The organism is Natrinema sp. LN54 (assembly GCF_052439245.1).
GTDB classification, from domain to species: domain Archaea; phylum Halobacteriota; class Halobacteria; order Halobacteriales; family Natrialbaceae; genus Natrinema; species Natrinema versiforme_A.
The window spans coordinates 234239-244766 of record NZ_JBQVRP010000001.1 but is presented as its reverse complement, the minus strand read 5'-3'; the positions used below and the strand labels follow the sequence as shown (position 1 = coordinate 244766).

The following is a 10528-nucleotide window of genomic DNA, read 5'->3' as shown; positions in this document are numbered from 1 at the left end:
CCGCTCGAACGCGATACCCGGTGCTCGCGGACGGTGGCAAACGGGGAGGACATCCCTCAGGCGCGCACCTCCTCCTCCTCGTGCTGACGCTCGATATCGGCCTCTTCGGCGAAGCGCTCGAGGTCGTCGACCGTGACACGGCGCTTCTCGGCCCCGTAGTCTTTGACCCGGCGGGTGACCGCACGGACCTGCTCGTCGGTGGGGTCGAACCCGGATTCGACGAGCCGTTCGCGGACCGAGTGGGTCCCGGTGTGTTTCCCCATGACCAGTCGGCGTTCGGCACCGACCATCTCGGGGGTCATGACGCCGGGCTCGAAGGTATCGGAGTTCTCGATGACGCCGGCGGCGTGGATGCCGCTCTCGTGGGAGAAGGCGTTCGAGCCCACGACGGGCTTGTTGCCCGGCGTGTCCATCCCGCTCTTCTCCTCGACGACGCTCGAGAGTTCGGTGATGCGCGTCGTGTCGATCCCGGTGTCGCACTGGTAGAGCGACTCGACGGCCATCACGTACTCCTCGAAGGCGGCGTTGCCGGCCCGCTCGCCGATCGAGTTGACCGACACCTGCGCCTGTGCCGCACCGGCTTCGATGCCGGCCAGCGCGTTGGCGGTGGCCAGTCCGAAGTCGTCGTGGGTGTGGACATCGATCTGCGCGTCCGTGTGGGCACAGACCTTCTCGATCATGGCCCGGAACCGGGTCGGCGTGGCGACGCCGCAGGTGTCGGGAATGTTGATCCAGTCGGTACCCGCATCCGAGACCGCTTCGATGACCTCGATCAGGTACTCCTCGTCGGTTCGGGTCGCATCCATCGGCGAGAACATGCAGGTCGCGCCCGCCGCTTTGATGCGTTCGACCGACTCGACTGCGCGCTGTACGACTTCCTCCCGGGTGGCGTGCATCGAATCCTCGATCTGAACGTCGCTGGTGCTGACGAACGTGTGCACCATCTCGACGCCGGAATCGAGGGCCGCTTCGATGTCCTTGTCGACGACGCGGGCTAACCCGCAGGTCGTCGAACTGGTCGCCGAAGCGATATCACGAACGGCCTCGAACTCCGCGTCGGAGTTGACGGGGAACCCGGCCTCGATGACGTGGGTTCCCATGTCGTCCAGAATGGACGCGATCTGCCGTTTGTCGTCGTAGGAAAACGATGTGCCGGGCGACTGCTCGCCGTCCCGGAGGGTCGTATCGAAGACACGTGCTGACTCTATTTCGTCAGTGGAATCTAACGTGCCCTGGAAGAACTCGACCCCCCTGATTGGTATCAGAGGATGGGCTGTCTTGTGAAGACATTGTATCTGAATCCGAGGTGCGACGATATATATAAAGCTACCGCTGTCGACGACGATTCATGGTATCTAATAACACTCACTATCAATAATCAAGGTTCGAAAACCGAAGGACGGCGTCGGCCTATTATTGACTCGTACATCCTAGTATTGTTTAGTCCGATTCGGCCGAGCGGCGCGAATTCCGCGTCTCGAGCGCGAATGATCGCCCACTCACGGCCAATCGGCTCGCTCGAGCGCTGGCGCGCGCTCTGCTGTGGACGTTCGGTCGGTACCGCTTCCCGAATCCCGCCCCGAAATAAAAATCGTCCAATTTCGATGTGATTCGAAGACGGACAGCCAGTTATCGTCGCCGAGACTCGATGGTCGCGCTCGAGGCTGCGGTATCGACACGTCGACTGAGCCCCGGATCTGCGACATGAACGACGACGCAAGCGCGCGTATCAGGACTTTATGCCCGGTCGTGGTAGGGGAGCGCGCATGACGACCGACGAGATCACCGATCTGCTGACGGAGGCGTACAACGACGAACTCGAGACCGTGATGAACTACCTCTCGAACGCGATCGTGCTGGACGGCATTCACGCCGAGGAAGTGAAGACGAGCCTCGAGGAGGACATACAGGAGGAACTCGACCACGCCCAGATGATCGGCGAGCGATTGAAACAGCTCGACGAGTCCCCGCCCGGCTCGGAGTCGTTCGAGGCCAACCAGCACAGCCTCCAGCCGCCCGAGGACACGACCGACGTCCAGTCGGTCATCGAGGGGGTCCTCGAGGCCGAGGAGGACGCCATCGAGACCTACCGGTCCCTGATCGAGGCCGCGACCGAGGCGAACGATCCCGTCACGGAGGATGTTGCGGTGACGATCCTCACCGACGAGGAGGCCCACCGGACGGAGTTCCGCGGGTTCCAGAAGGAGTTCCCGATGGATTGAGTAGTCCGCATTCGATAGCCACCGCGAGCGAACGGGTGCGCGGCGCTTCGCGCCGCGGGAAGGCGAACGGTCGAAGACCGTGAGCCAGTGAGCGAGCGGGCCGACGACTGATGTGGAGTCGCGCTTTGCGCGACGGAACGGAGGGAGGAGGCTTTTGATCAACCTTTTGCCGAGGGACATCGCGAGCGAGGCGAGCCCGCCTCGCTCGCGATAGACCGCAGTGCAAAAGGTTGGAGGCGAACGTTTTTCTCGTACCGCTTCCACCCAGCCCGTATGAGCGATTTCGACCTCGACCTTCGGACCGTCGAGGAGCACATCGACGACGAACTCGAGATCGAGGGCAGCATCGTCCTCGGCGTTCTCGACGGGGAGACGCCGGCCGACGAGTGGCTCGAGGCGATCTCGAAGGGGAACGTGCTGGTACTGAACGTCGACGGCGACGTCAACGATCTGGCCGCCGGATTCGCGCGGGACGTCAAGGAAGCGGGCGGGAACCTCGTCCACTTCCGGGGCTTTCTGCTCGTCGCGCCGCCGGGTGTCGACGTGAGTACCGAACGGCTCTGAGCGGACTCGAAATCGGCGACGAACGGGAGTGAGTCAGTGCTGCCGGCGTCGGAGAACGGCACTCACGGCGCGGTAAACGTCAGGAAGTGGCCGTCCGGATCGCGGACGACGATTTCCGCCTCGGTCTCCCGCTCGAGCGAGTCGATCCGGTCCCGGACCGCCGCGAGCGCCGCGCTCGGATCGTCGGTCTCGAACCCGAGGTCGACGTGGACGCCGCCGCGGGCGTCGGCGATGCCGAGATGGGGTTCCCAGAGCTCGAGGGCCATCGGCCCCTGTAGTCGCACGCGCTTGCGGTCGTCGCCCGTATCGACGGTCTCGAAGCCCAGATCCTCGTAGAACTCCCGTGCGCGCTCGAGGTTCTCGACCTCGAGAACGACCTCGAAGATCCCGTCGATTCCGGGACCGGCCACGTCCTGTTGGCCGAGTTCGACGCAGTTGCCGTCGGGATCGTACAGGTACAGCGATCGGGCGGGGCCGAACTGGGCTTCCTCGAGGTCGTACTCGTCGTCCAGTCGGTCCCACCAGTCGTCGTACTCGTCCTCGGGAATCGAGAACGCGAAGTGCGTGTGCAGACCACCCCGCGGGAGGTCGTCGGGGCGGCGGCAGACGAGATCGGTCTCGCCGGCCGCGAAGACGAGTTCGTCCGCCCCGCGTTCGCTGACGGTCAGCCCCAGTCGCTCCTCGTAGAACTCCCTCGCCGACTCGAGGGACTTCGCCTCGAGGGCGAGCCAAGCCAGCCCGGAGAGCATGCCCTACTGTACGCGAAGCGGGTGCATAGAAGCGTCGCCGGCAGGTTCGCCGCACGGCCCGTGAGCGAGCGCTCGCGGTCGATATCCGAGCCGCCAACGGGAACCGCGTCCGAACCCGTTTGCCCACGTTTATGAGCTGTGAGGGCGTATCACACTCGTATGAGCTATCGCGTCGACGAGCGCGCGACCGACTTCCGCGAGATCGACCGCTTCGACGGCGGCGTCGGCTGGATCGCCCACCCCGACGAACAGATGCAACGCGCCAGTCACGCCCTCGCGGTAGACGGCGAGGTCTGGGTCGTCGACCCCGTCGACGCCGAGGGGATCGACGACCTGTTCGCCGAGTTCGGCGACGTGGCCGGCGTCGTCGTCGGCCTCGATCGGCACAAACGCGACGCCGCCGCCGTCGCGGACCGACACGACGTCCCCGTCTACCTCCCCGAATTCTTCGAGGGCGTCACCGGCGATATCGACGCCGCGGTCGCCCGCTTCGACGACGAACTCTCTGATACCGGGATCCGGGCCATCACGGTCCTCGACAACCGCTTCTGGCAGGAAGTCGCCCTCTACAACCCGGCCGACGGGACGCTCGTCGTCCCCGAAACGGTCGGGACGGCCGGGTTCTTCCTCGCCGGCGACGAGGACCTCGGGGTCCATCCCATGTTGCGACTGACACCGCCGCGGACGCCACTCCGCGGCGTCGCGCCCGAACGCGTCCTCGTCGGCCACGGATCCGGCGTGATGGACGGTGGCGCGCGCGTCCTCGAGGCGGCGCTCGCCGGGTCCCGAAAGCGAGCCCCGCGGCTGTACGCGTCGACGGCGTGGGAAATGCTCCCCCTCTAACGATAATCGACAGCGCGGAGCGACGCCATCCCGCGCGAGGCATACATCTAACTACCCCGCACCCAAAGCAGCCCTGTGGTCTACGTAACCCGCGGGCTCGTCGACGTCTTGCTGGATCTCGCCAGCGACGCCGATCCCAACGACATAACGACCGGCGTCTCGGTCACCCCTGCGGGCGACCTCGAGGGCGGGGACGGAATCCCGCCCGAAACGCCGGTCTTCACCGACTTCTTTCTCCCCGACCCCGGCAATCCCGTCAACGCCGTCTTCGGGGTCGATCTCTCGACGCCCGCCCGCCAGACGCAGGGCCGATTCGTCTCCCACCCCGTCGGTGAACTCGAGGTGACGCGACGGGACGATCTGGCGCAGGTGATCTTCGTCGCCGTCCCGCCGTGGGAGGTCGACGAGCGGTCGTTCGGCGCGTTCGACCGCAGCGGGACGCGCCAGCCCCTCGAGATCGTCGACGCCTCGCCGCCGGGGCAATCGCTGACGGACTGAGTCGCGCGCTCGAAAAAGACGGGACGGTGCGTTATGCGATCGGTACCGGGACCTCGTCGTCGCCGATAATTCGATCGATGATGCGACCGGAGTTCCGATCGCGCTCGTCGCCGTCGGAGTCGTCTGACGGGAAATTTGGAACGTGTGGCATACGTCTCGACTCCGTGCGGAACTAGTGTCTCGAGGTCCAAAAGCACTGTTTTGGGACGCCGAGCGACGGCGGGACGAGACGACAGGTCGAGCTACTCGAGGTAGCCGAGTCCGCGGAGCTGTTCGGTGATCTCCTCGAACTCGGCTTCGGTGAGTTCGCCTTCCTTCTGATGCTGGATGACGATGCTGCGAAGCAGGAACCGAACGAGGTCGCTCGTGCTCTGGAAGCTCGTTCCCTCGATAGTGTCCTCGACCCGGTCCGCGAGGTCCTTCGGGATCGACACCGTGGTATACTCGGTCATATCGCATACTCCGTCGCGGGGCCCAAAGGAGTGTCGACAGGCGGCGACCCGCTGGTCCAGTCGGCTCGCCGCCGACCGTCTCCACAGCCATTTTTATATCTGGCTCCGTAGCGGGTGCTAGGTATGGGAGTCCGGCCACCATCGAGCGGAGACGACGAGGAACCCGACAGTATCGAGTTCGGCATCGCCGCCGTCGACGCTCATCTCAGGAATTCGGACCTGTCTTTTCCGGCGACGAAAGACGATATCAGGGCCGAGATCGGCCACGAGCGCATCCCCTACGACGTTCACGGGAACGACGTCCCGCTCAGCGAGATGCTCGCCGAAGTCCCGGCTGAGGAGTTCGATTCCCGACAGGAGCTATTGAACGCGCTCCACAAGCCGTTCGAAGCGTACCGACGGAACAACTCGAACGGCGTCGTCGCACAGTTTCGCTCGCTGTTGCCGTTCTGAAGCCGGGTCGGCGTCTCGACTGATCGCTCATCGCTGGCTCCGTCACAGGTGTCGGGGACGAACGGATTGTTTTGATCTCGGACGCTGAGAAACGGACACTGCGAAGACCCGATTCACGACGTCCGTTACTCGTCACGCGAGTCTCGAGCGATCCGCTCGAGACGGCGTCGCTGCTCGCGATGGAGGGTTACGAGCATGTCCGAGAGGACGCCGAACATGAGCAGTTGGACGCCGAGGAGAACGGCGGCCGCGGAGGCGAGCGCCATGATCTCGTGGCCCTGCTGGTACTGGATCCACTCCCAGAGGACGTAGGTCGCGATGAGGCCGCCCGACAGGATGCCGGTCACGCCGAGGCTCCCGAAGTAGAACAGCGGGTTGTTGGTCTTGGCCAGCGAGTACAGCGCCAACAGGATCGTGCCGCCGTCCTTGACCGGGTGGAGGTTGGTTTCTGACTCGTCGGGCCGGGCGCTGTAACTGATCGGGACGACCGTCGTCTCGACGCCGTGTTTGACACACTCGACGGCGAGTTCGGTCTCGATCGTAAAGCCGTCCGAGTCGAGCGAGAGCCGCTCGAACGAGTCGACGGTGAACGCCCGGTAGCCTGACAGGATGTCCTCGTAGTTGGCCCCGTGGACGAACCCGAACGCCCGGTTTATCATCCGATTGCCGAAGCCGTTCAGGGCGCGCATCGCGTCGTCGTCCATGTCGGCGAAGCGGTTGCCGATCACGTGCTCGTACCCCCGCGAGAGCGGCTCGATCATCTTGTCGGCGTCGGCCGGATCGTAGGTGCCGTCGCCGTCGACCATCAACACGTACGGGACCGTGATGTACTCGAGGGCCTCGCGAACGGCCTGTCCCTTGCCGGATCCGGACTGGACCAGCACCTCCGCTCCGTGGTCGCGGGCGATCTCGCGGGTCTCGTCGGACGAGTCGCCGTCGACGATGACGACGTTCGTGTACCCGTGCTCGTAGAAGCCCTCGATCACGTCGGCGATCGTCGCCGCCTCGTCGAGCGTCGGGATAAGGACGCAAACGTCGTCGGACGAGATTTCGCGGGCGTCCTCGGTCACGGCGACCGTCCCCGCGCCGTCCGAGAGGATACTCGAGCCCGCACGAACCGCGTCATCTTCCATCGGGAACTACTCCCCCACCGAACTGCAAAAGGTTACTGATTGACCAGTGTCGGGTTTTTACGTCGGCACGCGCTGTCAACTCTCTCCGCCTCGGCACGCGCTGTCGGCTCTCTCCGCCTCGGCAACGCTCACGGCCGCCCGCTTTGTCACGATGTCGTCACTCACGTCGTTACCACGTCAGTCCCTCGTAGACCTCGAGGGCGTCTTCGTCGATGTCGATCCGCCGACCGTCGACGACCACCCTGCGGGCCATCCCCTCGAAAGAGAGGTCGTCGAACTCGGGCCAGTCGGTCGCGACGACGGCACCGTCCGCGCCCTCGAGTGCGCCCTCGGCCGAGTCGGCGTACTCGATTTCGGGGTAATCGGGTCGAACGTTCTCGATCGCGACCGGATCGTACGCGACGACGTCCGCGCCGCGGTCCGCGAGGTACTCGATCACGTCCAGCGCGCGGGATTTGCGAACGTCGTCGGTGCCCGGCTTGAACGACAGTCCGAGGACCGCGATTCGGGCCCCCTCGAGGTCGACGTGGTCCGCGAGCAGGCCGACGAGCCGTCGCGGCTGCTCGTCGTTGACCGCGACCGTGGCGTCGAGCAGTTCTGGGTCGTACCCTTGCTCGCGAGCGCCGGCCCGCAGGGCGTTGACGTCCTTGGGGAAACAGGAGCCGCCCCAGCCGAGGCCCGACCGCATGAACCGTTCCGAGATCCGATCGTCGAGGCCGACCGCCTCGAGCACCTCATAGGCGTCCGCGTCGTACTCCCTGGCGATGTTGCCCAGTTCGTTGACCAGCGAGACCTTCGACGCGAGGAAGGCGTTGTTCGCGTACTTGATGAGTTCGGCCTCGCGGATGTCCGTCTCGACGAGGTCCGTCTCCTCCCGTTCGAGGATCGGCGCGTACAGTTCGCGCAGCGTCGCGGCGGCTCCCTCGCTCGCCGTTCCCAAGACCACCTTGTCCGGCTCGAGGAAGTCCCCGACCGCGGTCCCCATCCGGAGGAATTCGGGGTTCATCGCGATTTCGATGCCGTCCCCGAGCGGGGTTCCAGATTCGGACTCGAGGATCGGGCCGACGACGTCTTCGGTGGTGCCGGGCAGGACCGTGCTCTTGACGACCACGAGATGGTCGTCGTCCTTGTCAGCGAGCGCGCGGCCGAGCGACTCCGCGCCGGCCCGCATGATCGCGAGGTCGAGGCTCCCGTCGTCGGACTGGGGCGTGGGCAGACAGAGGAAGGTCACGTCCGTATCGCGGACATCGTCGTACTCGGTCGTCGCGCGGAGGTTCGTGCCGGCGTGCTCGGCGATTCGCTCCGCGAGGCCCGACTCGTGGATCGGGGCCTCGCCGGCGTTTATCGCGTCGACGATGTCCTCGTCGATCTCGATGTTGATCACGTCGTGGCCGAGGTCCGCGAGGCAGGCGGCGACGGTGGTGCCGACGTAGCCGCTGCCGACGATGGAGACGTTCATAGCGGACGAGATGCGCCCGCCTCGTTAGTCCCTTTTGGGTTCGGTCGGCTCGAGACGGATCCACGCTTTTCGGCCGGCCGACCGTTCTCGGAAGGCGCTCCGCTGAGGTGCTATCGGGCGGGATGACTGCCCGCGATCGGTGACCGTCACGAACACGAAAGCTATTCTTGCCGTTCGGCCGTCTCTAGAGAGGCATGCAGGAACCCTTCGGCCAACGCGGTCGCCTCGTCGCGGGCGTCGCCCTCCTCGTCGTTCTGGCCGGATTCGTGTGCTGGGCCGGCACGATCCCCGGCGATCTGACGGATAGCGACCATCCGACCGAGGTCGATGTGACCCAGAACCGCGAAGCCTACGTCGGCGATCACGTGGCCCTCGGCGGCCGGGTCGTCGAGACGGATCCCGTCGTTATCGCTACTCGCGCCAGCGGCTCCGGCAGGTTCACCCTCGTGAACGCGAACGAGGGGCTCCAGAACGGGGACGAACCGCTCGAGCGGGGCGACAGCGTGACCGCCTTCGGCACGCTCGAGGACGAGTCGACTCTCGCCGTCGACCGCACGACGATCGGTGATACGGCCGGGACGGCGTACATGCTTCTCGTCTCCTTTGTCGCCGGCCTCTGGGTCGTCGGCCGATTCGCCCGCGACTGGCGATTCGATTTCGACCGACTCGCGTTCGTCCCTCGGGACGATCCGCTCTCCCTTCGGGACGTGACCCCGTGGCCTCGAGGGTCTGCGAGCGGAGGTGATCGCGGTGCCTGACGTCCTCACGCACGCTATCGTCGGCTACGTCATCGGGACGCTCCTGTCGATTCGCTACCCGCGACTGCGGCGAGCACACGTCACGATCGCGATGGTCGGCGCGCTCTCGCCCGACTTCGTGAAGGCCGATCTCGCGTTCCCGGACGAGTTCGTCAGCTATCTGCTCGGCGTTCCGTTCGCGTGGGGACCGCTGCACACCCTCGGCGGAACGCTCGTCGTCGCCCTCCTCGGGTCGCTCCTGTTCGCTCCCGAGCACCGCCGAGACGCGGTCCTCCTGGTCGCGCTCGGTGCGGCGTCACACCACGTCCTCGATCTGGGACTCATGACGCCGACGGGGTACTCCTACGCCGCGTTCTGGCCGTTGACCGAGTACCGGCCGCCCTCGGGCGGGCTCTACATGAGTACCGACCGCTGGCCGGCGCTCGTCGCCGGCCTCTGTGCCGTCCTCGTCCGGGGATTCAAGCGACGGGTCGATGCGCGACGGACGGGGAGTTCGGCGTCGCTCGAGTGAACTCGCGTCGTCGCTCGATAAAGAGTGCGGAGCGTGCTCGAGCGGCGGCGACAGCAGTCAGCGGGTGCCGTCGTTACTCGGTCGGCACCGCGACTTCAGCGTCGCCCAGTCGCTCCTCGGCGCGGTCCTTATCGTCCGGGTAGCCCACGTCGATGCGCCAGCCGTCCATCCGGATCGCGTCGATGGTCCGCCCGGACTGGATGAGGAGATCGATCGCGTCCGGCAGTTCGTACTCGCCTCGAGCCGAGGGCTGGACGAGGTGACACGCGTGGAAAATCTCCGGCGTGAACGTGTAAAATCCGGTCATGACGAGATTGGACGGCGGATCGTCGGGTTTCTCCATCACTTCGACGATCTCGCCGTACTCGTTCGTATCGAGGACGCCGTACCTCGAGGCCTCCTCGTAGGGGACTTCCTCGACGAGGAACGCGGCGTCGGCTCGTTCCTCCTGCTGGCGGTTGATCACGTCGCCGAGGTTCGCCCGGAAGACGTTGTCTCCGAGCATGAGCATGAAGTCGTCGTCGATGTGCGGTTCCGCCTGCAGGATCGCGTGGGCGAGTCCGAGCTGCTCGCGCTGATGGGCGTAGGTGATCGGAACGCCCTCGTATTCGTCGCCGTAGCGTTCGATGATCTTCTCTTTCATGTAGCCGACGACGAGGACGAATTCGGTCGCACCGACCTCGATGAGGTTGTCCATGACGTCCTCGATGAGGGGTTTCCCGTCGACCTCGACGAGGACCTTCGGCTTGTCTTCGGTGAGCGGCCGGAGGCGAGTTCCCTTTCCCGCGGCCAGTACGACTGCTTGCATATGCTCACCGATTATACTTGAGTGTTATATGTCTTCGGGACGGCTTGCTCGGGACTCGACCGGAGCGGGGATCGTTAC

At 65.3% G+C, this 10528-nt stretch carries 13 protein-coding genes; 7 read left to right on the top strand and 6 right to left on the bottom strand.

Going from position 1 to position 10528, the window contains the following annotated elements; all coding sequences use genetic code 11:
- Positions 1-56 precede the first annotated feature (56 nt).
- Positions 57-1301, bottom strand: coding sequence for a LeuA family protein (locus tag ACT4ML_RS01205; RefSeq protein WP_444719875.1), 1245 nt, complete (start codon positions 1299-1301; stop codon positions 57-59).
- Positions 1302-1766: 465 nt separating this feature from the next.
- Here ACT4ML_RS01205 and ACT4ML_RS01200 point away from each other — a divergent pair, with 465 nt between their 5' ends.
- Complete coding sequence (locus ACT4ML_RS01200; protein ID WP_138244264.1) at positions 1767-2222, top strand: ferritin-like domain-containing protein; 456 nt, start codon at positions 1767-1769, stop codon at positions 2220-2222.
- A 273-nt stretch (positions 2223-2495) separates the two neighbouring features.
- A complete protein-coding gene (locus ACT4ML_RS01195) occupies positions 2496-2786 on the top strand; it encodes a DUF5779 family protein (protein WP_138244265.1) in 291 nt (96 codons plus the stop codon).
- 62 nt (positions 2787-2848) lie between these two features.
- Here ACT4ML_RS01195 and ACT4ML_RS01190 read toward each other — a convergent pair whose 3' ends face one another.
- The gene (locus tag ACT4ML_RS01190) at positions 2849-3535 is read right to left on the bottom strand and encodes a VOC family protein (protein WP_444719222.1); all 687 of its coding nucleotides are present in this window, start codon (positions 3533-3535) and stop codon (positions 2849-2851) included.
- Positions 3536-3694: 159 nt separating this feature from the next.
- On the opposite strand from ACT4ML_RS01190, the gene ACT4ML_RS01185 reads away from it, so the two are divergent.
- The gene (locus tag ACT4ML_RS01185) at positions 3695-4378 is read left to right on the top strand and encodes a hypothetical protein (RefSeq protein WP_444719221.1); all 684 of its coding nucleotides are present in this window, start codon (positions 3695-3697) and stop codon (positions 4376-4378) included.
- 75 nt (positions 4379-4453) lie between these two features.
- A complete protein-coding gene (locus ACT4ML_RS01180; RefSeq protein WP_444719220.1) occupies positions 4454-4876 on the top strand; it encodes a hypothetical protein in 423 nt (140 codons plus the stop codon).
- 242 nt (positions 4877-5118) lie between these two features.
- Here the strand turns inward: ACT4ML_RS01180 and ACT4ML_RS01175 are convergent, their stop codons facing one another.
- Positions 5119-5328: a ribbon-helix-helix domain-containing protein gene (locus tag ACT4ML_RS01175; protein WP_006179895.1), complete on the bottom strand. Its 210-nt coding sequence runs from the start codon at positions 5326-5328 to the stop codon at positions 5119-5121.
- Positions 5329-5451: 123 nt separating this feature from the next.
- On the opposite strand from ACT4ML_RS01175, the gene ACT4ML_RS01170 reads away from it, so the two are divergent.
- Positions 5452-5781: a DUF5789 family protein gene (locus tag ACT4ML_RS01170; RefSeq protein WP_138244269.1), complete on the top strand. Its 330-nt coding sequence runs from the start codon at positions 5452-5454 to the stop codon at positions 5779-5781.
- 125 nt (positions 5782-5906) lie between these two features.
- On the opposite strand, the gene aglJ is transcribed toward ACT4ML_RS01170, so the two are convergent.
- Both aglJ and aglM read right to left on the bottom strand, forming a co-directional pair.
- On the bottom strand, positions 5907-6914 hold the full coding sequence (gene aglJ / locus ACT4ML_RS01165; protein WP_444719219.1) for an S-layer glycoprotein N-glycosyltransferase AglJ: 1008 nt from the start codon (positions 6912-6914) through the stop codon (positions 5907-5909).
- Between the two features lie 169 nt (positions 6915-7083).
- A complete protein-coding gene (gene aglM, locus ACT4ML_RS01160; RefSeq protein WP_444719218.1) occupies positions 7084-8373 on the bottom strand; it encodes a UDP-glucose 6-dehydrogenase AglM in 1290 nt (429 codons plus the stop codon).
- Positions 8374-8567: 194 nt separating this feature from the next.
- On the opposite strand from aglM, the gene ACT4ML_RS01155 reads away from it, so the two are divergent.
- Together ACT4ML_RS01155 and ACT4ML_RS01150 are read left to right on the top strand one after the other, a co-directional pair.
- Positions 8568-9131 carry a hypothetical protein gene (locus ACT4ML_RS01155; protein WP_444719217.1) on the top strand — a complete coding sequence of 188 codons (564 nt, stop codon included), beginning with the start codon at positions 8568-8570 and terminating at the stop codon, positions 9129-9131.
- A complete protein-coding gene (locus ACT4ML_RS01150; RefSeq protein WP_444719216.1) occupies positions 9115-9642 on the top strand; it encodes a metal-dependent hydrolase in 528 nt (175 codons plus the stop codon). Before ACT4ML_RS01155 ends, ACT4ML_RS01150 begins: the two co-directional genes overlap by 17 nt.
- Positions 9643-9715: 73 nt before the next feature.
- Here ACT4ML_RS01150 and aglF read toward each other — a convergent pair whose 3' ends face one another.
- A complete protein-coding gene (gene aglF, locus ACT4ML_RS01145; protein ID WP_138244274.1) occupies positions 9716-10450 on the bottom strand; it encodes a UTP--glucose-1-phosphate uridylyltransferase AglF in 735 nt (244 codons plus the stop codon).
- Positions 10451-10528: the final 78 nt, after the last annotated feature.

What these genes read in the sequence shown, in the direction of transcription:
- ACT4ML_RS01200 (WP_138244264.1), top strand. Translation starts at nt 1,767, where the DNA reads ATGACGACCGACGAGATCACCGATCTGCTGACGGAGGCGTACAACGAC.
- ACT4ML_RS01195 (WP_138244265.1), top strand. Translation starts at nt 2,496, where the DNA reads ATGAGCGATTTCGACCTCGACCTTCGGACCGTCGAGGAGCACATCGAC.
- ACT4ML_RS01190 (WP_444719222.1), bottom strand. Translation starts at nt 3,535, where the DNA reads ATGCTCTCCGGGCTGGCTTGGCTCGCCCTCGAGGCGAAGTCCCTCGAG.
- ACT4ML_RS01185 (WP_444719221.1), top strand. Translation starts at nt 3,695, where the DNA reads ATGAGCTATCGCGTCGACGAGCGCGCGACCGACTTCCGCGAGATCGAC.
- ACT4ML_RS01175 (WP_006179895.1), bottom strand. Translation starts at nt 5,328, where the DNA reads ATGACCGAGTATACCACGGTGTCGATCCCGAAGGACCTCGCGGACCGG.
- ACT4ML_RS01170 (WP_138244269.1), top strand. Translation starts at nt 5,452, where the DNA reads ATGGGAGTCCGGCCACCATCGAGCGGAGACGACGAGGAACCCGACAGT.
- aglJ (WP_444719219.1), bottom strand. Translation starts at nt 6,914, where the DNA reads ATGGAAGATGACGCGGTTCGTGCGGGCTCGAGTATCCTCTCGGACGGC.
- aglM (WP_444719218.1), bottom strand. Translation starts at nt 8,373, where the DNA reads ATGAACGTCTCCATCGTCGGCAGCGGCTACGTCGGCACCACCGTCGCC.
- ACT4ML_RS01155 (WP_444719217.1), top strand. Translation starts at nt 8,568, where the DNA reads ATGCAGGAACCCTTCGGCCAACGCGGTCGCCTCGTCGCGGGCGTCGCC.
- aglF (WP_138244274.1), bottom strand. Translation starts at nt 10,450, where the DNA reads ATGCAAGCAGTCGTACTGGCCGCGGGAAAGGGAACTCGCCTCCGGCCG.